General features: G+C 72.2%; 16 protein-coding genes, 1 pseudogene and 2 riboswitches. Of the genes and pseudogenes, 3 read left to right on the top strand and 14 right to left on the bottom strand.

Annotated features, from left to right (window positions below; translation table 11 throughout):
* Nucleotides 1-3: 3 nt before the first annotated feature.
* Both OG534_RS01605 and OG534_RS01600 read right to left on the bottom strand, forming a co-directional pair.
* Nucleotides 4-921: a hypothetical protein gene (locus tag OG534_RS01605; protein ID WP_326586253.1), complete on the bottom strand. Its 918-nt coding sequence runs from the start codon at nucleotides 919-921 to the stop codon at nucleotides 4-6.
* Nucleotides 918-3,884 carry a prenyltransferase/squalene oxidase repeat-containing protein gene (locus OG534_RS01600; protein WP_326586252.1) on the bottom strand — a complete coding sequence of 989 codons (2,967 nt, stop codon included), beginning with the start codon at nucleotides 3,882-3,884 and terminating at the stop codon, nucleotides 918-920. Before OG534_RS01600 ends, OG534_RS01605 begins: the two co-directional genes overlap by 4 nt.
* 109 nt (nucleotides 3,885-3,993) lie before the next feature.
* A riboswitch (cobalamin riboswitch) is annotated at nucleotides 3,994-4,126 on the bottom strand.
* A gap of 80 nt (nucleotides 4,127-4,206) precedes the next feature.
* A riboswitch (cobalamin riboswitch) is annotated at nucleotides 4,207-4,344 on the top strand.
* A 120-nt stretch (nucleotides 4,345-4,464) separates the two neighbouring features.
* On the opposite strand from OG534_RS01600, the gene OG534_RS01595 reads away from it, so the two are divergent.
* Both OG534_RS01595 and OG534_RS01590 read left to right on the top strand, forming a co-directional pair.
* Nucleotides 4,465-5,892, top strand: a complete 1,428-nt coding sequence (locus OG534_RS01595; protein WP_326586251.1) for a hypothetical protein — start codon at nucleotides 4,465-4,467, stop codon at nucleotides 5,890-5,892.
* Between the two features lie 510 nt (nucleotides 5,893-6,402).
* Nucleotides 6,403-7,374 (top strand): SDR family oxidoreductase, encoded by a 972-nt coding sequence (locus OG534_RS01590; protein WP_326586250.1) that lies wholly within the window; start codon nucleotides 6,403-6,405, stop codon nucleotides 7,372-7,374.
* On the opposite strand, the gene OG534_RS01585 is transcribed toward OG534_RS01590, so the two are convergent.
* From OG534_RS01585 to OG534_RS01565, 5 genes and pseudogenes are all read right to left on the bottom strand, one after another.
* A complete protein-coding gene (locus OG534_RS01585; protein ID WP_326586249.1) occupies nucleotides 7,365-8,462 on the bottom strand; it encodes a helix-turn-helix transcriptional regulator in 1,098 nt (365 codons plus the stop codon). The two genes, OG534_RS01590 and OG534_RS01585, sit on opposite strands and share 10 nt — an antisense overlap.
* A gap of 35 nt (nucleotides 8,463-8,497) precedes the next feature.
* Entirely contained in the window at nucleotides 8,498-9,550 is a 1,053-nt protein-coding gene (locus OG534_RS01580) for a DUF4259 domain-containing protein (protein ID WP_326586248.1), read from the bottom strand.
* Between the two features lie 208 nt (nucleotides 9,551-9,758).
* Nucleotides 9,759-10,649, bottom strand: coding sequence for a hypothetical protein (locus OG534_RS01575; protein WP_326586247.1), 891 nt, complete (start codon nucleotides 10,647-10,649; stop codon nucleotides 9,759-9,761).
* A 53-nt stretch (nucleotides 10,650-10,702) separates the two neighbouring features.
* Nucleotides 10,703-11,632: an alpha/beta fold hydrolase gene (locus tag OG534_RS01570; protein ID WP_326586246.1), complete on the bottom strand. Its 930-nt coding sequence runs from the start codon at nucleotides 11,630-11,632 to the stop codon at nucleotides 10,703-10,705.
* Between the two features lie 75 nt (nucleotides 11,633-11,707).
* Nucleotides 11,708-11,968: pseudogene (locus OG534_RS01565) on the bottom strand (VOC family protein); the annotation flags it as partial.
* Nucleotides 11,969-12,069: 101 nt separating this feature from the next.
* On the opposite strand from OG534_RS01565, the gene OG534_RS01560 reads away from it, so the two are divergent.
* Nucleotides 12,070-14,118, top strand: a complete 2,049-nt coding sequence (locus tag OG534_RS01560) for an ATP-binding SpoIIE family protein phosphatase (RefSeq protein WP_326586245.1) — start codon at nucleotides 12,070-12,072, stop codon at nucleotides 14,116-14,118.
* Here OG534_RS01560 and OG534_RS01555 read toward each other — a convergent pair.
* The 7 genes from OG534_RS01555 to OG534_RS01525 form a co-directional block, all read right to left on the bottom strand.
* A complete protein-coding gene (locus OG534_RS01555) occupies nucleotides 14,105-15,322 on the bottom strand; it encodes a carboxylesterase/lipase family protein (protein WP_326586244.1) in 1,218 nt (405 codons plus the stop codon). The genes OG534_RS01560 and OG534_RS01555 overlap by 14 nt on opposite strands.
* 8 nt (nucleotides 15,323-15,330) lie before the next feature.
* Nucleotides 15,331-15,603, bottom strand: a complete 273-nt coding sequence (locus OG534_RS01550; RefSeq protein WP_326586243.1) for a carboxylesterase family protein — start codon at nucleotides 15,601-15,603, stop codon at nucleotides 15,331-15,333.
* 364 nt (nucleotides 15,604-15,967) lie between these two features.
* Nucleotides 15,968-17,803 carry a glycoside hydrolase family 15 protein gene (locus OG534_RS01545; protein WP_326586242.1) on the bottom strand — a complete coding sequence of 612 codons (1,836 nt, stop codon included), beginning with the start codon at nucleotides 17,801-17,803 and terminating at the stop codon, nucleotides 15,968-15,970.
* A 147-nt stretch (nucleotides 17,804-17,950) separates the two neighbouring features.
* Nucleotides 17,951-18,244, bottom strand: coding sequence for a hypothetical protein (locus OG534_RS01540; RefSeq protein WP_326586241.1), 294 nt, complete (start codon nucleotides 18,242-18,244; stop codon nucleotides 17,951-17,953).
* Nucleotides 18,245-18,798: 554 nt separating this feature from the next.
* Nucleotides 18,799-19,119, bottom strand: a complete 321-nt coding sequence (locus OG534_RS01535; RefSeq protein ID WP_326586240.1) for a hypothetical protein — start codon at nucleotides 19,117-19,119, stop codon at nucleotides 18,799-18,801.
* A gap of 98 nt (nucleotides 19,120-19,217) precedes the next feature.
* Entirely contained in the window at nucleotides 19,218-20,765 is a 1,548-nt protein-coding gene (locus OG534_RS01530) for a carboxylesterase/lipase family protein (protein WP_326586239.1), read from the bottom strand.
* Between the two features lie 390 nt (nucleotides 20,766-21,155).
* Nucleotides 21,156-22,022, bottom strand: a complete 867-nt coding sequence (locus tag OG534_RS01525; protein WP_326586238.1) for an SDR family oxidoreductase — start codon at nucleotides 22,020-22,022, stop codon at nucleotides 21,156-21,158.
* Nucleotides 22,023-22,214 lie beyond the last annotated feature (192 nt).

The following is a 22,214-nucleotide window of genomic DNA, read 5'->3' as shown; positions in this document are numbered from 1 at the left end:
CGGCTACTCCGCACGACGGCGGCGCTTGGCCGCGAACACGGCGGCGGCGCCGATCAGCAGCACCAGCGCTCCGGTGGCGACGGCGGGCAGGTACGAGCCCGCGTCGTGCTGGGTGTCGGCGGCGGGCGCCGCGTCGACGACCGCGGGGCCGGGTGCGGGCGCGGCCTCGGCGGGGGCACTGGACGAAGGTGGCGCGGAGGGCGTGGGCGAGACGCTCTCGGAGGGGCTCGCCGAGGCCGAGGGGCTTTCCGAAGCCGTGGGGCCGGGCGCCGTGGTCGGCGGCGGCGGGTTCTCCGGTTTGGGGCCCGTGTTGACGCTCGGGGGGAGGGGAGCGGCCGTGCGGGTGTCCTTGGGCGCGGGCCCGCCGGTCGGCCTGGTGTTCTTGGCGCGCAACTGGTCGGGGGTGACCGTGGGTTTGCCCTCGGTGCCCTCGATGTTCGTGCCGCCGAAGATCCACAGGTCGACGCTGCCGGGCTTCGGCTTGTAGAGCATGGCGCCGAGCTGGCTGTACTCCCAGGTGTTCTGGCCGGGGTTCGCGTGCCAGTACGACCAGTAGGCGGAGGCGGGCGGGGTGAGGACGCAGTCGTCCTGCTGCGGGGTCGGGTACTGCTTGCCGCCCTGGTGGCCGCTGTAGCCGATCCGGCAGATGAAGGCGGGGCCGTCGTGGCCGGTGCCGGTGGTCGCCCAGCCGCCCTGGTTCAGGAGTTCGTAGCCGGTGGTGGGCGCGGTGCCGCAGGAGCGGTAGACGGGCCCGCCCCAGTGGCTGAAGTCCACCGCGAGGACGACACCGGACGAGGTCGTGCACTGGCCCATCGGCTGCGGGGCGGCCCCGGCCGGGCCGGCGGTGGCGGCGAACGCCGCAACCGTCAGTCCGAGCACGGACGTTGCGCGGGCGAGGGCGCGCATGAAGCGGGAGTTCATCGGTCCGCCTCCGCGGGGTTGCGGCGTGCGCGCGCCATGACGACGAGGCGCCAGCCGGCCAGCGTCAGCGCGGCTGCGGTACCCGCCAGCACACCGACCTGGACGCCGGTGGAGGCGAGGTTGCCGCCCGGACCGCCCGGACCGCCCGGACCGCCCGGACCGCCCGGACCGCCCGGACCGCCCTGCGCGACGGCGACGCCGCTGCCCGCGCCGCCCGTGGTCTCGCCGGGCGTCACGATGACCGGCGTACCACCCGTACCACCGCTGCCACTCGTACCACCGGTGCCGCCCGAGGTGGCCGTGGAGCTGGGGACGGGCTGCGGGGTGGTGCCGTCCAGGCTGCGGGTGAGGGTGCCGAAGGAGACGCCGGTGGTGCCGCTGATGGCCTGGGTGGAGGCCCGGACGTCGGAACCGGGCTGGCTGCCCTTGGCGACGTTGAAGCCGCCGTCGGCGTTCTGCTGGCTCGCGAGGAACGTGCGGGCCTTGGCGATCTGGGCGCTGTACTTGGCCGCGTCCAGCGAGAGCCCTTGGATGGCGAGGGCGGCGGAGTTGACGGAGTTCCCGGAGGCGCCTTCGAAACCGCCGTCTGCCTTCTGCTGCGCCGCGAGCCAGGCCAGCGCCTGGTCCACGGCACGCTGCGAGTCGGCGTCGGGCAGCAGGTCCACGGTCATGGCGGCCATGGCGGTGGAGTCGACCTCGGTGGTGCTGGGCTCGCCGATCAGGCTGACCCAGCCGCCGGAGGGGTCCTGGAGGCTCTTGAGGTACGCGATCGGCTCGGCCGCGGCGGCCGTCTCGCCGGCGCGGACCTGGGCGATGACGCCGAGCGACTGCTTGAAGACGGAGGTGGCGTAGGCGTAGTTGCCCTTGGACGCACACTCCTGGCGGGTCGAGGTCTTGGCCTGGCAGGTGATCTTGGCGAGCGCGGAGATCAGGTCCTGGCCGCCGAAGTTGCGGGGGTCGCGGCCCACGGCCTCGGCGAGCACGGCGGCCTTGCCGATGGAGCCGCCGGACGCGTACTTCGTGCCGACGAGGGTCCAGTCGTGGATGCCGCGGTTCTGGGCGTCCTTGCCGCCCTTGTCGAAGAAGTCGACGATGTTGCGCAGCGTCGCGTTGTCACCGCCGGTGGCCGCGAGGGCGTAGGCGCCGTCGATGGTCATGCCGTAGTCGGCACGGCCCCCACCGGGCTCGCTCTCGTAGTAGCGGCCCTGGATCAGCTGCTTGGGGGCGGTGAGGTACGCCACGCCCTTCTTGATGTCCGGTCCGTCGCCCGGCGGGACCGTCGGCTTGGGGGCGGTGGGCGTGGGCTTCGGTTCAGTCGGTGTGGGCTTCGGTTCGGTGGGCGTCGGCTTGGGCTCGGTCGGTGTGGGCTTGGGATCCGTGGGCGTCGGCTTGGGCTCGGTCGGCGTCGGCGTCGGGTCGGCCTTCTTGCCCGTCAGGGCCACCAGGTCGCTCTTGGCACCCGCGACGGCGACGGGGACGGTGGCGAACACGCGCGATGCGGTGTCGTCCGCCTCGAAGCCGAAACCGCCCTCGGGGAACTGGTGCTTGGAGAGCCACGAGAGGCCCGCGTCCGCGTGGCCGGCGTCGCCGAGGGCGCGCAGGGCCTGGGCGGCCCAACCGGTGGAAGCCGGGCTGCCGGTGGTCATGAAGGAGGCGGAGGGCCAGGCGCCGCTCGCCAGTTGGGACTTCTTGAGCTGGGCCCGCGCCCTTTCGACGGCCGCGTCGTGGCCGCCGGCCCGCTTGAGGGCCAGGGCGATCAGGCCCGTGGAGCTCGCGTCGCTGTCGCACCATTCGCCGGCGCGGATGAGGATGCCGGTGAAGCCGCCGTCCTCGCACTGCAGGCCATTCAGCCGGTTCACGGCGTCGGCGGGAGGCGTCACGCCACCGTTGAGGAGGGCGATGACGGCCATGGCCTGGGCGTCGGCCTGGCCGGTGGTCCGGAAGTCCCCCCTGGTCAGACAGCCTTCGACGGTCTCACCGTCACCGATGTCCCTGGGGCAGACGTACTTGACGAGGTCGCCGAGCAGGTCGTGGCCGCCGAAGGCACGGGGGTCCTTGCCGGTGGCCTCGGCGACGAGCGCGAGGCGCGCGGCGGCGCCGGCGTCGGGGATCCCGTCCTTGCCGGCCGGGTAGGCGTACGCGTCCGTCTGCTCGGGCGTGGCGAGGAAGTCGGCGGCCTTCCGGGCCGCCGGGCTCTCCCTGTCGGTGGCGGCCAGGGCGAATACGACCTCGCTGGTGAGGAAGTGGTTCGGAGTGGTGGAGCCCTCGTCGACGACGCGCTCCCCGTCCGTCAGCTTCCCGGTGAGCCAGCGGGTGGCGGCGGCCACGTCGACCGCGCCCGGCGGAACGGTCGGCGGCACGGTCGGCCCGGTCGGGTCCGGTGAGGGGGCGCCGCCGCCCGCGCGCACGTCGTCGGGGGAGAAGGTGGGCTTGCCCGAAGTGCCGCCGATGTCGGTGCCGCCGAACACCCAGGCGTCCACGTCACCGGGCTTCGGGGTGCGCGACATGGCACCGAGCGGGCTGTAGGTCCAGTTCTTCTGACCGGGCGAGGCGATCCAGTACGACCAGTACGCGGTGGCCTGCGGGGTGAGGACGCAGTCCTCCTTGTCCGGAGTGGGGTACTGCGTACCGGAGTTGAAGGAGCCGTTGCCCATGCGGCAGATGAAGGCCGGGCCGTCGTGGACGGTGCCCTCGGTCGTGAAGCCGCCGGTGTGCAGCAGCTCGTAACCGGTCGTCGGCGTGGTGTCGCAGCCGCGCTCGACCTTGCCGCCGAAGGGTCCGAAGTCGACGGCGACGACGGCGCCGGTGGTGGCCGTGCACTGCTCGATCGGGTCGGCGTTGGCGGACGAGGGAACCGTGAGGAGGGCCACTCCCGCACCGAGCGTCAGGAAGGTCGCGGTCACGAGGGAGAGGAGCCGCCGTCTCGTCCCCGATTGCCGTTTTGCCTGCTGTTCGGTCCCCACCGCAGCCCTCGTCTCTGCCGGGCGGCTGCGTACGTGGCGATGCGCCCCTGCACGGCCTGAGGCCATGGAGAGGCTGCGACGACCACACCGCAATCCGCGACGGCGCTCTTCGTACTGTGGCCCAACACCAGGCATTCCGGCTCGCCCGGGAAGAACCGGGCCTACGGTTGCGGGACAGCGCCGGAATTCGACCGGCTTCCCCTGGTGCTGAGCAGTTATCAGGCGGAGTGCAACACGGATCCCGACGACGCGTCAAGGTGGCCTGAGTCTCAGCGGACCAGCCCCGGGCGGAGGCGGTCCGCGTCACGGATCCGGTGGCTGGCGGTCCCTTGATCACTCGGGTAGCGTCCTGGGCTGCCACGTGGGGGAATCCGGTGCGATGCCGGAGCTGACGCGCAGCGGTGTGGGACGGCGGGGGCCGTTTCCGAGCCCGAATGCCCATCCGGCGATGCACCACAGAAGCCGTACCACGCGTTCCGGACGGCGGCTCTCCGGCCATGCCCCTGCCCCGCCACCGTGAGCGGGCTCCTTGCGGCGTGTCCAGGCAGTGGCCGGCGTCCGCCGATTCCAGGAGCAGGCCATGTCCCGTCCCCGCACGCCCCGTCCCCGCACGCCCCGCCGCCTCGCGCTCGCGGTGCCCGCCGCCCTCGGCGCCCTCGCCCTCACCGCGCTGCCCGCCTTCGCGACCTCGTCGCCGGCGCAGATCGCCACGTCGAAGACCAACGGCGTCGCCTACCTCAAGTCCCTCCAGGCGGCCGACGGTTCGTACGCCGGCTCCGGCCTGTCCAACGAGTGGGCGTTCAGCACCTTCGCCGCCGCCGGCACCGCGGTCGTCGACGTCGCCCCCGGCGGGGACACCACGAAGAACGCCCGGACCGTCTACCGCAACCTTCTGTCCACCGCGGGCTGGCCCTCCGGCGCACCGGTGGTCACCGACTACGAGCGCGGCACCCTGAACGCGTACGCCGCGGGCATCGACCCGGCCCGCGTGTCGGCCTCCCGCAACCTCATCGCGCACGTCTACTCGTACTGGCAGACCGCCGAGGCGGGCTACTTCGGGCCGTCCGGCAACTTCAACGGCACCGTCTTCGCGGCCCTCTCCCTGGGCGGCGCGAAGACCCAGGCCGGCGGCGCCCGTGTTCCGCAGGCACTCACCGACTCGATGGTCACGCGCATCCGGGCCAACCAGCACGTCGACGGCGGCTGGACCTACCAGAAGGCCGAGGGCAACCCCACCGTCCTCAACTCCGCGAGCGACGTCGACATGACCGGCGCCGCGATGGCCGCCCTCTGCGTCTCCGGCGTCCCCAACACCGACACCGACGTCGTCCAGGCCAAGAACTTCCTCAAGGGCAAGCTCGTCGCCAACTCCGGTGCCTTCAACTCCCTGTACGGGGTCAACACCAGCTCCAACGGCTGGGGCGTCGCCGGCCTCAACGCCTGCAGCATCAACCCGCAGACCGGTGACTTCCTCACCGTCAACGGCAAGACCCCGATCGACTTCCTGATCGCCAACCAGTACAACCCGGCGGGCGGCTTCAAGTACAAGCCGTCCGACACCACCCCGACCGCCTACGCGTCGATCGACGCGCTGCGCGCCGTGGCCGGTGGCGGATTCACCACGGCCCCGCCCGTCCCGGTCACCCCCGGGGCCCCGCAGTGGGTCGCGCAGTCCACCTTGACCGCCGGCACCGCCACCAAGCTCGCCCTGACCGTCGACGACGGCGCCGGCAACCTCAAGGTCTGCTCGGTGGCCTTCACGCCGACCGGTACGACCACCACCCTCGGCGACGTCCTGAACGCGGCGACCAGCGGCGCCACCCCGTCGGGCTGTGTCACCGGCGTCACCCCCTCGTCGGGCACCGGCACCATCACTAACGTCAACGGCAAGGCCAACAGCGGCGGCAACACCTGGAAGGTGAGCGTCGACGGCTCCGCCTTCGCCGGCGCGCTCCGCGAGAAGGTGATCAACGTGGGCGACACGATCGCCCTGCGCTGGGGCGCCTGATCCCCTCCGGGTGCGGGGACCCGCGTACGGGCCCCCGCACCCGGAGGCCGGAGTACGGGCCCCGCACCCGGAGGCACGAGTGCGGGCCCGGTGCGCACGGAGCCCGACGAGCCTCCGTGCGCGACCGGGCCGCGGCGATCAGTCCGTCAGATAGGCCCGGGTGATCGTGATCTCCGACTTGCTGCCCGAGGCGTCGGTCACCGTGCCCCGCAGGGACACGTGGCCGCCCTTCGGCGGGTTCTTCACCGTCACCGCGCCGGACGCGACCGGGGCCCTGCGCCAGGTGTAGCCGTCGTCGTACGAGATGGACCGTCAGGGACTTCGGCTTGCCGCCGACGACGGTGACCGGGACGCGGACCCTCCGGTCCGCCGGCGAGGTAGCCGCCAGGATGGGTGCTGATCGGCACGCCTCGGGTGGCGTACGGCCGACGGCGCGCGGCGTCGGGTGATCGGCGAGGTGCGGAGAAAGGGTGACAGGATCTGTCGGGATTGGCGTGAACGATGGATGACATGAGCAACGAGGACATCACCATCCGGAACGCCGGCCCCGACCACCCGCGGCGCCCGCTCGCCGGCCGGATCGCGCTCGTGGCGGGGGCCACCCGCGGTGCCGGACGCGCCCAGGCCGTCGAGCTCGGCCGGGCCGGCGCCACCGTGTACGTCACCGGCCGCACCACCCGTACCCGGGCCAGCGAGGTCGGCCGGACGAGCGAAACCATCGAGGAGACAGCCGAGTTGGTCACCGCGGCCGGCGGCACCGGCATCGCGGTGCCCACGGACCACCTCGACGAGGACCAGGTACGCGCCCTCGTCGAGCGGATCGACCGGGAACAGGGGCGGCTCGACATCCTCGTCAACGACCTGTGGGGCGGTGAGCACCTCCTCGCCGGCTCCGTATTCGGGAAGAAGAGCTGGGAGACCCCCCTCGCCGACGGCCTGCGCATCCTGGAACTCGGCGCGCGCTCTCACGTGATCACCGCGGCGCTGCTGCTGCCCTTGCTGATCCGTTCGGACGCGCCGCTGCACGTGGAGGTCACCGACGGCACGGCGCGCTCCAACCGCCGCTACCGCGAGAACATGTACTACGACCTGGCGAAGAACGCCCCGATCCGGCTCGCGTTCGGGCTGGGCCAGGAGCTGGCGGAGTACGGGGGTACGGCGGTCGCGGTCTCGCCGGGTTTCCTGCGCTCGGAGCAGATGCTCGCCCACTTCGGGGTGAGCGAGGAGAACTGGCGCGACGCGATCGCCCGGGAGCCGGCCTTCGCCATCGCCGAGTCCCCGCAGTACCTGGCCCGCGCGGTCGCCGCGCTGGCCGCCGATCCCGGCCGGGCCGCCCGCTGGAACGGGAAGTCCACCTCCAGCGGGGAGCTCGCGAAGACCTACGGGGTGCGGGACGCGGACGGCAGCCGCCCGGACGCCTGGGCCTACTTCGAGGACGTCATCCACGGCGGCAGGGAAGCCTCCGCCGAGGACTACCGCTGACCCTTCGCCCCGGCTGCCCCCTTCGCCCCTTCCGCGCCCTTCGGCTCCGGCCGGTAGAGGGCGGCCAGGGCCGCCGCGCGCTCACGGAAGCGGGCGCGCAGGGAGGCCGGGGCGAGCACCTCGGCGTCCGCGCCGAGCCCGGCCAGCTGGTCGAAGGCGACCTCCTCGGACTCCGCGGTCAGGTCGAGGGTGACCAGACCGGCGGAGTCCGGGGCGCTCGCGGAGGCCAGCGCGTCCTCGACGGCGGCTCCGTCCACGACGGCCGGCAGCCGGCGCAGCCCCCACGCGGTCAGCCGCACCGTGACGGTGGTGCGCAACAGCGCGCGGGCGAAGTCGTGCGAGCGCGCCTCCCAGTGCGCGGCCAGGTCGAAGGCCGCATCGCGTACGAACGGCTCCTGGACGCCGGGGGCGGGCGCCAGGGCCGTGACACGGTCGACGCGGTACGTGCGCCAATCGCCGTCGCGCCCCTCCCCAGCGGCGTCCCCATCCCCATCCCCGTCCCCGGTACGGAGACGTGCCACGACGTACCAGGTGCCGGCCTTCAGGACGAGCCCGTACGGGTCCACCACCCGCGACACCGCGGAAGGCGGCGAGCCGTCCCGGCCCGGCCGGGCGTAGGACAGCTCGACGGTCCGGTCCGACCACACCGCGCGGGCCAGCTCCGGCAGCAGCTCGGGTGCGGAGGGCTCGCGGAACCAGGCCGGGGCGTCGAGGTGGAAGCGGCGTACCGACGCCTCGGCGGCCGCGCGTACGGACGGGAGCAGGGTGGCGGTCAGTTTCAGCCGGGCGGTGTCCGCCGCGTCCGACAGTCCCAGGTCCCGCAGGGCCGACGGCAGCCCGGACAGGAACAGGGTTTCCGCCTCGGCCGGATGCAGCGTGGTCAGCCGGGTCCGGTAGCCGGGGGCCAGGTGGTAGCCGCCGGTCCGGCCGCGCTCCGACCGGACGGGGATGCCGGCCTCCTGCAGGGCCTGGGCATCGCGGATCACCGTCCGCTCGGAAACGTCCAGCTCGCGGGCGAGAGCGGCGGCGGTCAGGCCGGGGCTCGACTGGATGAGCAGGGCCATACGGATCAGACGGGCGGCACGCATGCCTCCAGGATCACGGACCCGGCGAACGAAAGGCCTCACCGCCCTCCGCGGTGCGCGGCGGCCTGCCCGTGCGATCGCGGGGCGGGTGTGAGGGGTTCGCCGTTCAGGTCGGTCGTGCCGGATCCGTCCCACCACACGGTGCCCTGCGTGGTCAGGAAGGGGACGGCCCCGTCGACCTCGGAGCCGTGCTCGAAGGCATCGGCCACCGCGGTCAGGTAGGTGGCGAGGCAGGGCCAGCCGTCGTCGAAGTGGCCGGTGTCGCCGTGCGACGCGCTGCCCAGGCGGCCCTGGCCGGGCCCTTCGCGCATGTCGATGACGTCGGAGTCGCCGTCGCTCTGGGCCCAGGGGATCCACTGCGGGTGCCACCAGGGCTCGTCGTTCCACTCGGAGGCCTCGGTCAGGTCGGGGTCGTCCCCGGCGATCTCGACGCACATCTGCCAGTGGCCGAGGATCCCCGCGACGGACAGGGGCGGTCGGCCCGGGAGCAGGTTGTCCCACTCGGTGATCCCGTTGTGGCAGGCCAGTGAGTCCAGCAGGTCGGCGGGGAAACGTATCCCCATCGCTTCCTGCGCGGCCTCGACCTCGGCGTGATCGGCCGGGGGCGCGAGCAGGGCGTAGGAGGCGGGGGAGTGCCGTCGCATCCACGCGTCGATCCTGGCCCAGGAGTCGGCCACCGGTCGCGCTGCCGGGAAGGTGAGGACCCGGCGCAGCAGGTGCAGGCTGCGCAGCCAGTGGAGGTACCGGTCGGTCTCCTCCCAGAGCTCCCGCAGCTCCGACGGCGGGGCCGTGATCCGGTCCAGGGCGCGGACGGCGGTGTCCCGCAGGTCGGCCGGGAGCTCCGGGACGGGCAGGTCCGGCGCGTAGGCGCTGGTGAGGGGACGGCCACCGGGGCACTGGGCGGCGACGAGGGCCGCGGCGGCCACCGCCTCGACCGCCAGGTGCTGATCGAGCGGGTCGCCGGCGTCGAGGACCCGGACGAGCGCGTCCCGCACGAGGCCGGGCCGGCCGGCTTCCGGGGTCTCGTCGAGGGAGCCGCAGAAGTCCGCCGCGGTGTCGTTGTCGAAGGGGCCGACGTCCCAGGTGCCCATGGGTCTCCTCGAGGCGGGTTGTCCGCGATACTGACAGGTGGCACCGACAGCGGGCGTCCGGGGGCGGCTCCACCGGAGCGGGCTTCGCCATCAGGGGTTCTGACAGGGCGTCCGCCCGAACGGCGCGCCCTGCGCGGCACGTCCGTACGGGACGACTTGTACGGCACGTCCGTCCGTACGGCGCGTCCTCCGCGGCTCGCGGCCGTGGCTACGGACCGGGCGGCGGGGCGAGTCGTGCGGGCGGGAGCGTCCGGTGGACCATCCGGAGGGCGAAGGAGCGCGGAGGCTGCCAGACGTGCCGGTCGTCGAACGGCCAGGCGTAGATCGGGGCTCCTTCACGGACGCAGCCGAGCAGGCCCGGCGCGGAGAGTTCGTGAGCCGACCACTCGTAGAGCTGTTGCAGGCGCGGAACGATCACCCCGAAATCGAGGAGCCGGCCGAACCCGATCTCCCTGTCGAGGTGCCACTGCACCGTGCCGCGGAGCGGGTACTCGTCGGGGAGCACCCGCGACAGCTGCAGGAAGATCCCGGTCATGCCCAGCCTCGGATCACCGAGGAACGGGGCGAGCGGACGCAGCGGCCCGAGTGAGATCCGGGGCGCCGCGACGAGGGTGTGGGCGTAGAGCACGCGGCAGAGGACGACGTTCATGAAGAACCGCTCGCTCTCGTTCTCCGCCTCCGCGAGGCCGCGGTTCTCGAGGTAGGCGGCTACCACGCTCCCGTTGTGCGCCCGGTACCAGGCCCGGGCGGTGGGGCGTTCGGCGAAGGACAGCCAGTGGTCGACCGTACGCGAGGAGGGCGGCCCCGCAAGTCCGCCGCTGAGCCCCACCGCCTCGCAGCCGTCCCGGAGAATGCGTTCGTTCACCTCACGCCACCACGGACTGCCTGGCAGGTCGCCGGACGCCGGCCGCAGCACGCCCCGCCGTACCTGCCAGCGCATGAACGACAGCGCGGCCCGGCGGAACGGCAGGTGCTGGGGCGCCTTGCCGAACGGGCCGGAATAGCAGCGCTCCATCAAGGCCGTCCGCCCGGCAGGGTCATCGCGGACCTGGGCGACCTGTCGCGCCGCCCACGCCGCGGCCGTGACCTCGGACGTCATGCCCACAGGATGCCACTTCGCGCTTCGCGCGGCGGCCCGCGCGCGGGGGAACGTCACGTGCCGGGCGAGCCGCCCCGGTCCGCGACCAGGCGGATCGCCGCGATCGTGAGGTCCGGGTCGTGGAGCTGGACGTAGTGGTCGCTGCCGGTCGCCAACAGGTGCGGGGTCTGCGGCCGCAGACCCACCAGCGCCTGCTGCGCCTTCGGCCAGGCCGCCTCCAGCTCGGCGAGCAGGTCTTTCGACATGGTGGGCGGAGCCGCGAAGGGAGCGGTCTTGCTGAGTGCCGCCACCGGTACCGGCGGCAGTGGGCCGCCCTCGGCGATGGCGGTGACCCCGCCGTCGATGTCGACCTGCTCGAAGGCGGGGTCGGCGTCGAAGGGCGTCCCGGGATGCCGCAGGGCGTCGACGTACGCCGCCCAGTCCGCCCCCATCGCGGGCTTCAGCCCGGGCCCGAGGGCGTCGACCAGGACCAGCCCGCGGACGTGTTCCGGATGCGCCTGCGCGTACCTCAGGGCGAGCATCCCGCCGAAGGAGTGCCCCACCAGCAGGTAGGGCCCGGGTACGCGCCCGGCGGACAGCAGCCGGTCCAGGTCCTGGACCATGGCGGCCAGGGGCCGGGTGCCCCGTACGGGGGAACTGCGCGTGGTGAGCGTCGGTGGCTGGGTGTAGCGGAGGGTGCCCGGTCGGTCGTAGGTGCACACCCGTGTGAACGCGGCCACCCCGGGCAGCACCGCGGGCTCCTTCGGCACGGGTGGGGTGGTGTCGGTCAGCGACCAGGAGTCGGATGCCTCGTGCAGCCCCGCGAGCAGCACCACGGTGGGGCTCCCGGACCCCGCGCACTGCAGGTACAGGCTCCGCCCGCCGCCGATGTCCACCGGGCGTCCGGGATCTCCGGCGCCGGGAGATCCCGGACCGGTGGACGCCGCCACCAGCAGAACGGCGGCCAGCGTGGCTGCCAGCCGGCCCGCGCCATGCCCTCGCATACCCCCAGCCTCCCGCGCCGCCGGCCGCCCCGCCATCCCGGTCGAGCAGGTACCAGCGGTACGGCGCGACGAGGGTCAAGCGGGCTGCCACAGCTCGATCCGATGGCCCTCGGGGTCGGTGACCCAGCCGAAGCGGCCGACACCCTCCATGTCCTGCGTTTCTTCGGCCACGTCCGCTCCCCTGGCGCGCAACTGCGCGAGCATCGCATCCAGATCGCGGACCCGGAAGTTGAGCATGGTCTGCTGGGCGCGGGACCCGAAGTGGTCGGTCTCGGACTCGAACGTTGCGAACACCGTCGGCCCGACCCCCTGATGCCACAGGCCGTTCTCCCGTGCGCCGCGGGTCGCCGGGTCTCCCGCCGGGGACGATACTGAAGGTCACGGTGCGTGGAGGCGACATGCGTGAACCGGAGCGTCGTGGCCCGAGGCCGGCCTCGGTGCCCGTCAGCGAAACGGCAGCGGTCGTACTGGACGACGCAGGCGTGGTCGTCGCCCGTTCGGAGCGGGCCGCGACGCTGCTGGATTGCCCGCCGGGCCGGACCTGTGCTCCGTTGCTGGGGCTGCTGCCGCGCGCCGGAACGGAGGCGGGACCGGCCGGGCGCCTGGTGAGACTTCCAGACGGAGACCATGCGGGTCACAAGGTCCCACTGTTCTGCACGGTTGTCCGGCTTGCAGCTCAAGCCCGCACTCCAGGTGGTTGCGACGGCGACGCCGAGGCGCAGTGGCTCGTCCTGGTCACCCCGGCGGAAACCGCGGCGGAGGCGGCGGAGCGAGATGCGTCGCGACGCCGGACGGGGCTGTCGCACGCCGCCGCCGCGGGCATCGGCGCCTCCCTGGACGTGATCGAGATGGCCGAGACCCTCGTGGATCTGCTCGTCCCCGATTTCGCCGACCTGGCGACCGTGGACATCGCCGAACAGGTGCTCGTGGGCGACGAGCCCCCACACCTCGACACCAGCGGCGACGTCCGCCTGCGCCGGACCGCGGCCGCGCAGAGCCCGGAGATATCCGCCGAGGACCTCCTGGCGGTGGGAGAGGCGATTCCCCCCGTAACGGACAGTGCGTTGATGCGTCCCCTCATGAAGGGGCTGCCCGTGCTGGTGCCGGACGTCGCCATCCTGCACGCGAGACTCGGCGTGGATCCGGAGAGCCTGCCGTTGTTCGTCCCGCGGGGGGCGCACTCCTCCGTGGCGGTGTCGCTCTACGCGCGAGGCCTGATCCTCGGCTGCGTCACGGTGTGGCGCAGTCAGCTGCCTTCCGCGTTCAGCGAGGAGGACGCGGCCCTGCTCCAGGACGTCGCCGCCAGGGCCGCCCTCGGCGTGGACAACGCGCGCCGCTACACGAAGGAACACCGGTCGGCGGTGGCCCTGCAGCGAAGCCTGCTGCCGCGCTCGGCCTCGGACTCCGCCGCCGCGGAGACGGTGGGCGTCTACCAGCCGGCGGGCGGCGGCTTGGGAGTCGGCGGGGACTGGTTCGATGTGATCCCGCTGCCGTCGTTGCGCGTGGCGTTCGTCGTCGGGGACGTCGTCGGCCACGGACTCGAGGCCACCGCGGCCATGGCGCGGCTGCGGACCGCGGTGCGGACCCTGGCCGACCTCGATCTGGATCCGGGTGAGCTGCTCACGCACTTGGACGATCTGGTGCTCGGTTTCTCCAGCGAGCAGGTGACCGGCGCATCCCGCGCGGAGCCCGCGGTGCTCGGAGCGACGTGTCTCTACGCCGTCTACGACCCGGTGACGGGGCGGTGCGCCGCCGCCACCGCAGGACATCCGCCGCCGGTCCTTCTGCCGCCGGGTGACGAGCCCGCCTTCGTCGGCATGGTGCCGGGACCACCGCTCGGAGTCGGCGGAATTCCTTTTGAGGTCACGGAGTTCGACGTACGGCCCGGCAGCATTCTGACGTTCTTCACGGACGGACTCGTCGACAGCCGCGGCGGCGACATCGAGGAGGGAATGGAGAGACTGCGGAGAGCGCTCGCCGGCGCGAACTCGAGCCGGAGCCTGGGCGAGATCAGTCAGGGCGTTTTCGACAGCGTGCTGCCCCAAGAGCCCGCCGACGACATCGCCCTGCTGCTCGCCCGCACCCACGCCCTCGCGTCCGATCAGGTCGCCGCGTGGGAACTCGAACCGGACCTTTCCCTCGTCGCGCACGCCCGTGAGCTGGTGGTGGGCCGGCTCTCCGACTGGGAGTTGGACGAACTGGGCTTCGTGACGGAACTCGTCGTCAGCGAGCTCGTCACGAACGCGATCCGCTACGCGGGCGGCCCGGTCGGGCTCCGGCTGATCCGCGACCGGGTGCTCGTGTGCGAGGTTTCCGACCCCAGCAGTACGCAGCCGCGCCTGCGTCGCGCACGGGAGACGGACGAAGGCGGACGTGGCCTCTTCCTCGTGGCCCAGCTCACCGACCGTTGGGGCTGCCGGTTCACCGGCTCGGGGAAGACCATCTGGACGGAGCAGCCCATAGGCGGGCCCCTCAGCGCGGCGTGAGAGGGGAAACGGTCGTGGTGACGGTGTCGAAGCTCATGGTGGTGCGGGATGGCCGGTCGTACCGGTCCCAGCGCGGCATGGCCGGGTGGTTGGGGTCGCCGGTGCGTATGAACGAGATCCATGCCTGGTGCATGGTCCTGGCGAGGCCGTCCCTGATCCTGGTGTCCATTCCCGTCAGGAACGGCGCGTGCGACCACCTGTCGAAATTGTCGAAGACGAACGGAAGTTCCAGGCAGTGCGGGGCACCCAGGCGGCCGTCGTGCGCGGGTGTGGGGAAGCAGAACTCGTACGCCCAGACCGGGCGGCCCCGTGCCGCCCGCGCTTCCGCGAACGCCAGGGTGGGCTTCCTGAACAGCTCGTCGGTGGTCAGGTCGACGAGGACGTCGACGGGCCGTGCGCCCGGGCGGGCGGCCGCGTACGCCGCGTACGCCTCGGCCGCGCCGTCGCCGAGGCTGTCCCGCGCCCGGCCGAGCACCTGCTCCTCGGTCGACGACGCGTACGTCTCGCCCAGCGCGAAGGTGAAGGCGGACTCTTCCCTGGTCCAGCCGATGAGGACGTCGATGTCGGCGCCCGGACCGTCGAGCAGGTTCTCGACGGGCTGCCGCGCCGCCGTCCCCTTGTCGAGCACCGGCATGAACGGCGCGGTCCAGTGTCCCCATTCCATGGTGGCCGTGAGGAGTCCGGCGGTGGCCTCGACCAGCCGAGGCCACGGCACCGTGCGCAGCTCGTCCACGTCCTTCGCGCCGACGATCTCCAGATAGGCGGCGGTTCGGGCCAGGGACTCGGCAGGCGTGGCGAGGGGCATGGCGAGCGGGACGCTCTGGAGGATGGCCCGGCGGAACGGACGGCCGTCACCTCCGTGGCCCGCGAGTGCCGCGGTGGACAGGGCGCCGGCGGACTGGCCGGCGACGGTGACGTTGTCGGGATCCCCGCCGAAGGCGGCGATGTTGTCCTGGACCCAGTGCAGCGCCGCCAGTTGGTCCGTCAGCCAGACGTTGTGGTGCTCCGCGCCGTCGTCCGATGTGCAGGACAGGAGGCCGAGCGGTCCGAGCCGGTAGTTGAGGTTCACCACCACCAGGTCGCCGTCCCGTGCGAAGGTCTCGCCGGAGTAGTTGGGCATGGCGCCGGACCCGGAGATGAAGGCGCCCCCGTGGATCCAGACCAGGACGGGACGGCGGGCGTCGTCGGTGCCGGGCGTCCACACGTTGAGCGTCAGACAGTCCTCGTCGAAGGGCGGGAAGCCGTGGCCGCCGAGTATCGGTCGCCCTCGCGGACGGCCTGCGGGGAACCGGGCCCGTACGCCGTCGCGTCGAGGGTGCCGCTCCAGCCCGGATGCGGCTGCGCGGGGCGCCACCGGAGGGGCCCGACGGGCGGCGCCGCGTACGGCACGCCCTTGAACACGGCCAGGTCGCCTTCGACGACGCCGCGGATCGGGCCCGAGCGCGTGTTCACGACGGGAGCAGGGCGGTCCTGAGTGAAACCCATCCAGTGCGTCCTTCCAGAACGGAATCGATGCCATCGGACCCTCAAGTTATTGCGAAATTATGGCGAGCGTCAATATTATTCGATCCGCCGAGATGGGCAGGTACATGTCGACGCGCCCCACCCGAAGCCTCGGCCGGGTCGGCCACACCCTCCTGGATCCTGCTGTACGGCGACTCCGACACAGGCGGTGAGATCGGCCTGCTGGCCGCGCCGGTCCGTGCGGGGTCGTACCAGGCGGCGTCCGGACAGCCTGCGTCGCGCAGCACATCCCTCGCTGCGAGCAGACTGAGCAACTGGACGAGCCCGATCGAGTCGAGGGAAGCCGGCGGGCACCGCCGCCCCCCGCCCCGGCGGTGATGCTGCGTCAGCCCAGCGCGCGGTCGAGGTTGAAGGCGGCGCTGATCAGCGAGAGGTGGGTGAAGGCCTGGGGGAAGTTGCCCAGTTGTTCTCCGGTCGGGCCGATCTCCTCCGCGAACAGGCCGAGGTGGTTGCCGTAGGTGAGCATCTTCTCGAAGGCGAGCCTGGCCTCCTCCAGCCGGCCTGCGCGGGCCAGCGCCTCCACGTACCAGAACGAGCAGATCGAGAAAGTGCCCTCGGGGCCGTACAGGCCGTCCGGGCTGGCGGTCGGGTCGTAGCGGTACACCAGCGAGTCGGAGACCAGGTCCGTGGTGAGCGCGTCCAGGGTGGAGAGCCACTTGGGGTCGGTGGGCGAGATGAACTTGGCCATCGGCATCATCAGCAGCGAGGCGTCCAGCACGTGGTCGTCCAGTCCCTGGACGAACGCCCCCCGCTCGGCCGACCAGCCGCGCCGCATGATCTGCCGGTAGATCGCGTCCCGGGACTCCCGCCAGCGGGGCAGGTCCGCCGGCAGGCCGCGGCGGTTCGCCATGCGCATCGCGCGTTCCAGCGCCACCCAGCACATCAGGCGCGAGTACACGAAGTTCCGCCGGCCCGCCCTGGTCTCCCACACCCCCTCGTCGGGCTGGTCCCAGTGCTCGCACAGCCAGTCCACCACGGCACCGACCTCGTCCCAGCGGTCACTGCTGATCGGCTGCCCCCACTTGTCGTAGAGGTAGATCGAGTCGATCAGCGCGCCGTAGATGTCCAGCTGGAGCTGGCCGGTGGCGGCGTTGCCCACCCGGACCGGTGCGGAGCCGAGGTATCCCTCCAGGTGCGGAAGGTCGTACTCGGGCAGATCCGTGCGACCGTCGATGCCGTACATGATCTGCAACGGACCGGCCTCCCCTCTGCCCCGCAGGATGCCCCGCTCGGAGATGAACCCCATGAACGCCTCGGCCTCCGAGGTGAACCCCAGGCGCAGCATCGCGTAGACACAGAAGGCGGCGTCGCGGACCCAGACGTAGCGGTAGTCCCAGTTGCGCTCGCCGCCGATCTGCTCGGGCAGGCTGGTGGTGGGGGCGGCGACGATCGCACCGGTCGGCGCGTAGGTGAGCAGCTTCAGCACCAGCGCGGAGCGGTTCACCATTTCCCGCCACCGCCCGTGGTAGCGCGACCCGGCCAGCCAGTGGCGCCAGAACCGGACGGTCGCCTCGGCCTGCTCCTGCGCCTCGGCGCGAGGGCATGACCGGGGCGGGACGCCGTCGCCGATCTGGTCGAGGGCGAACACGTGGGACTCGCCCTCAAGGAGCTTGAAGTGCGACCACACGTCCAGGCCGTCGCCTTCCAGGGGTGCGGTGGCGGTCAGCGCGAGCGTCAGTGACGGGGAGCGGAACACCGCCGTGTGGCCTTCGAGGTGCGCGGTGTGCGCTTCGGCGCCGTAGCCGAAGCGGGGGGCGATCCGTGCCCTGAACGGGAGGGTTCCGCGGACGCAGATCACCCGTCGGATCAGCCGGTGACGGGCCGCCTCGCGCGACTCGTCGACCACGGGCATGAAGTCCTGGATCTCAGCCACCCCGTCCGCGGCGAAGAACCGCGTGATCAGCACGTTCGTGTCGGGGAAGTAGAACTGTCGGGTGCGGGTCGGGACCTCGGCGGCCAACTCGAACGACCCGCCCCGGTCGGCGTCGAGGATGGACCCGAAGACGCTGGGCGCATCGAAGCGCGGGCAGCAGTACCAGTCGATGGTGCCGTCAGTGCCGACCAGGGCGGCTGTACGGAGATCGCCGATCAGGCCGTGCTCGGAGATCGGGATGTAACGGCCGCTGTCCGCCTGCTCGAAGCCAGACCTGTCGAACGCCATGCCGGCCTCCCTGCCGCCGTGGCCGGGCCAGGGGATGAAGCCCCGGTCCGCCTGATGTCGAGCTGAGGACGGCGCCGTGGCGGGCGGATCCGATGGCGGGCACGGAGCGCGTACGGCCGCCGTGGCAGCCGACGAGCTCCTGGCGCGTCACCGGTGTTCGTTCACGCCGTCGACGATGAGGGAGACGCCGATGCCCAGCAGCCAGACGTCCTTGGCCAGCGTGAGTCCCTGTTCGGTCGGGCGCAGGCTGCCTTCCTCCCGCATCCCCGGCGTACGCAGGTAGAGCCCCAGGGTGCCGAGGGAGAAGGCGGTCAGTGCAGCCCCGGCGACAGCGGCGGGGACGACCGGCACGAGCAGCGTGGCGGCAATGGCGATCTCCCCGGCGGAGAGCAGCCGGACGAATTTCTGGGCGTCCTGCTTGCCCAGGAAGGGGTAGGTCATGGCGGCGAACTGCTTCAGCCCCTCAGCGGTGGCCTCATCCGCACCGTGTTTCGAGATCCCGGAGTTCAGGAAGAAGACGCCAGCCGTGAGCCTGAGCGGAAGTTGCCGCGCTGCGGAACACCATGCCGAACCGGATGCCATGCCGAGCCTCCCAGCCTTGACCCCGCCTCCTACCACCCTGCCATCCGCCCGAGCCGTGTCAAACCGGAGTCAATCACCCTGCTGATCCTGGAGCCCCGTACCAGGTCAGTGCAGGTGAAGCTGCCAGTCCGTCGGGGCGGGCGGCACCCCGCGGCGGCCGCGCCTCTCTCCGTGCGGGGGATACGGTCCCGACCTGCGGACGATGCCCGGACACCGGATGGGTGGCGGCGATCAAGGCGCATGTCATCACACTCCGAAATCGGAGCCTCACCGTGCTGAAGTGGACCCTGCGCGCCACCGCCGTGGTTGGACCTTCCAGGAGGCCCGGGAACGCTCGGGCCTCTGGGGTCGTCCTCCCGGGCCGGGCCGGCACACGTCAGCCCTGGCAGCAGCGGAGTACCGGCCCGAGATGTTCAGGGCACAGCCGTCACGCACATCGACCCTTCGTCGCGGCGGCGGGTGCCTCCCGGAGTCCTGAGCCGCCGCTGCACATCTGACACCAGGTGCTGAAGTCGTCCAGGCCCCAGCCCTTCGCTCTCCATCCACTCGTCCAGGCGCGGACGTATGTACCTCACCATGCCTGGGCCGTGGCGACGCAGCACTGAACGGCTGATCGAAATCTCTTCCTGGATCTCGCGCCGGAGTTCATCGGTCCAGCCCTGGCTCCGGTCGGTCACCCCCAGAGGAGCCTTGAGGGCAGTCACCGCCTCATCGAGAACCGCAAGCAGGTCCAAATCTCCTCCGAAGGTCGCAACAACTGCCCTGCGCATCTGTCGCGGCGGCCAACAGTCATGGGCTGGGCTCGGCAACTATCGCTCAAAAAGGAACCGGACTAGCGGCCGAGTAGCGGCAGTGCGGGGAAGGCGTGGTCCTGCCAGATCAGGCGGGAGGCCTCCTCCGGGTAGGCGGCGAGGGTCGGTCGGGCGCCGAAGAGCCGTACGAGGCGCTGCTCCGTGTCGTACGCGGGCCAGCCGGGGTCGCCGTGGGCGGCGAACGCGGTCCAGGCGGCCCGCATCCGTGCGGACAGCTCTTCCGCCTCCGGGAACGGGCGTTCCCCGATCAGCACGGCGGGCTGGCCGCGGTCCAGGTTTCCGAAGACCAGCGGCACGTCGAGGCCGTGACAGGCACCGAGGGCGCCGCCCATGCCCGGGGCGGACCAGGTCAGCTCGTAGACGTGGGCACGGCCGCCGGCGGCAGCCTGGGCCTGGGCGAGGTGGAGGGACGGCATGCGGAACAGCCAGTCGGAGTTGACCAGCTCGTACAGCTCGTCCGGGCCCGCGGTGGGAAACGCGTCGCGGTAGCGGCGCGCGGCGTCCCGGCCTGGGCCGAAGATGTTCAGGGCGGTCTCCGCCTGCTCCGGAGTGACCTGGCCGAGCAATCCGTCGAGCGCGGCGAGCAGACGTGTTTCGTCGCGGGTGTGGCCGACGAGGAGTTCGACGTCCCGACCGGCGCCGTCGGCCAGAGCCTGCCACGGCGTGACCGGCAGGACGTCTCCGTCGACGACCGGCGAGAACGGGATCGCCCGGTGTGCGACCGGACCCCAGCGGTCCGCCCACCGCTCCATCTTGGCGCCGACCGCGTCACCTGCGGCGGACAGCCTTACGGGGTCGACCCCGGACAGGTCGCCCACCGTGGGCTCCAACCCCAGCTCGGCAGCGCAAGCGGCGGCGATGTCGGCGGCCAGCTCCGGCGAGAAGAACGTGCCCTGCACACTCTGTGCCACGGCCCGGCCGAAGAGCCCGGCCGCGCGCGGCATCGCCAGCAGCGCGGCGACCGATCCGGCGCCCGCCGACTGGCCGAAGACGGTGACGCGCCCCGGGTCACCGCCGAAGGCCCGGATGTTGTCGCGCACCCATTCCAGGGCGGCGACCTGGTCCAGCAGGCCCCGGTTGGCGGGCGCTCCCTCGATCTGCCCGAACCCCTCAAGTCCCACACGGTAGTTGAACGTCACCACGACGACACCGCCGTCACGGGCCAGGCGGCAGCCGTCGTACTCGGGGAGACCGGACATGCCGATCGAGTAGGCGCCGCCCTGGATCCACACCATCACCGGCAGCCCTGCGCCCGGGCTCGGTTCGGGCGACCAGACGTTGACCGTCAGCCAGTCGTCGCCCGCCGCGTCCCGCGCCAGCGCATCCATGCCGAAGTGGCCGCCCTGAGGGGGCGGCGGGCCGTACGACGCCGCCGGCCGCACGCCGTCCCATCCTCGTACGGGCCTCGGTGCGGCGAAACGCAGCGCGCCGACGGGCGGCTCGGCGAACGGGATGCCGCGGAAGACCGCCACACCCTCCTCGCAGGTTCCACGGAGCGCCCCGCCCGCCACGCGGACTTCCGGCTGGGCCGGCTGGGACCCGGAGGCCTCGGACGCGACAACGGTCATCACAACTCCCTCACTGGGCGGCCCGGACGTTCCGGATCATCCCGCTGCCGCCCGGCGCGCGCCAGCGATTTAGGGCGGGCGGGAGGGCTCTGCGCGAGCCGGAGGACGGCCCAAGATCAGAAAGAGACGGAGGCGTAGGGGTGGAGGAGCCACCAGAAGTCCCGGACCGGCTGGTTGGACCGGTCCTGGCTGCCTGATGCCGCTGCCGCTGTCGCTGGGCGCTCTGTTCTCGCTGCCGCTCCTGCCCCTGCTCCTGCTCCTGCTCCCGATCGTGTTGGGACCTCTGGGCAGTTCCTCCGCGCGGAACGCGGTCTCCTGCCTCTCCTCGCACCAACGCAACGGCGCAGCGCCCCGGCGGGCTCGTGGCGTCTTGCCGGCGCCGAGTAGGTGCTACTCGCCGACCAGCAACGGGGCCGCCCAGCGGGCGAACTCCTTGAAGCCGCGCGGTTCACGGCCCGTCAGTTCCCGCACCGAGCTGGTGGTGGAAGCGTTCTCACCGCCGCGCAGCGCCTCGAAGACGGCCACCACCTGCTCCGCGAGCCACTGCGGCAGGCCGGCCTGGGCCATTCCCGCGACCGCTGCATCGTCCGGGACGTTCACGTACTCGACCGGGCGGCCCAAGGCGCTCGACAGCAGCCGTGCGACCTCGGCGTAGGTGATCGCCTCCGGGCCGGTGAGGACGTGAGTCCGGCCGTCATGCCTGGACGTGACCAACGCCGCGGCAGCGGCGGTGGCGACATCATGTGGATCGACCATTGCGATGCGCGCGTCGCCGGCAGGCAGGAAGAAGCGGCCGGCCTGCCGGATGGTCGTGGCAGAACCGAGGATGTTCGACATCATGTGGCTTGAGCGCAGCACCACCGCAGGGATGCCCGAGCCGCGCAGGTGCTCCTCAATGCGGCCGTGCTGGTCGAAGAAGACCGTCGAGGAACCGGCCCGTGCCCCGATCGTGGACAGCATGACCACCTGTCGGACACCCGCGGCCGCTGCCGCGTCGATCGCGTTCGTCCCGTACTCCACCTGTCTGGGGTCGTTCGCGCAGAGTAGGAACATCCGCTCGACACCGTCGAGTGCCCGCCGGACCGACGCCGGCTCTGCGAAGTCGCCGTGCGCCATCTCGGTCTTGCCGTCGAGAACGGCGGCCGCACGATCCAGGTCACGGACGAAGGCACGAACCGAAATGCCACGCTCACGCAGCTCCGTGGCGACCTTCGAACCGACGTTCCCTGTCGCGCCCGTCACCAGCACCGTCGCCATGATCGCTCACTCCCCGAGGTCGGCCCGCGTCGGCTCAAAGTATCCGAATGGTGACACTGGGTTGCGGGGACGTGGCCGCTTGGTACTCCGGCCGTCATGATCTTGCGGGTCGGGGCCGGTCCAGGGACGGGTGAGGCCGCCGGCGATCACCGGTGTGTGAAGACGGAGGATCAGACGGTGGCCGCAGATCAC

This window comes from Streptomyces sp. NBC_01294 (assembly GCF_035917235.1).
Taxonomy (GTDB): domain Bacteria; phylum Actinomycetota; class Actinomycetes; order Streptomycetales; family Streptomycetaceae; genus Streptomyces; species Streptomyces caledonius.
Note: the sequence above shows the minus strand (reverse complement) of the source record. Positions and strands in the feature narration are given on the sequence as shown.

Coding starts and splice junctions, on each gene's coding strand:
- OG534_RS01585 (WP_326586249.1), bottom strand. CDS start 8,462: ATGCGTGCCGCCCGTCTGATCCGTATGGCCCTGCTCATCCAGTCGAGC.
- OG534_RS01530 (WP_326586239.1), bottom strand. CDS start 20,765: ATGACCGTTGTCGCGTCCGAGGCCTCCGGGTCCCAGCCGGCCCAGCCG.
- OG534_RS01590 (WP_326586250.1), top strand. CDS start 6,403: ATGAGCAACGAGGACATCACCATCCGGAACGCCGGCCCCGACCACCCG.
- OG534_RS01595 (WP_326586251.1), top strand. CDS start 4,465: ATGTCCCGTCCCCGCACGCCCCGTCCCCGCACGCCCCGCCGCCTCGCG.
- OG534_RS01570 (WP_326586246.1), bottom strand. CDS start 11,632: ATGCGAGGGCATGGCGCGGGCCGGCTGGCAGCCACGCTGGCCGCCGTT.
- OG534_RS01550 (WP_326586243.1), bottom strand. CDS start 15,603: ATGGGTTTCACTCAGGACCGCCCTGCTCCCGTCGTGAACACGCGCTCG.
- OG534_RS01525 (WP_326586238.1), bottom strand. CDS start 22,022: ATGGCGACGGTGCTGGTGACGGGCGCGACAGGGAACGTCGGTTCGAAG.
- OG534_RS01545 (WP_326586242.1), bottom strand. CDS start 17,803: ATGGCGTTCGACAGGTCTGGCTTCGAGCAGGCGGACAGCGGCCGTTAC.
- OG534_RS01580 (WP_326586248.1), bottom strand. CDS start 9,550: ATGGGCACCTGGGACGTCGGCCCCTTCGACAACGACACCGCGGCGGAC.
- OG534_RS01605 (WP_326586253.1), bottom strand. CDS start 921: ATGAACTCCCGCTTCATGCGCGCCCTCGCCCGCGCAACGTCCGTGCTC.
- OG534_RS01575 (WP_326586247.1), bottom strand. CDS start 10,649: ATGACGTCCGAGGTCACGGCCGCGGCGTGGGCGGCGCGACAGGTCGCC.
- OG534_RS01540 (WP_326586241.1), bottom strand. CDS start 18,244: ATGACCTACCCCTTCCTGGGCAAGCAGGACGCCCAGAAATTCGTCCGG.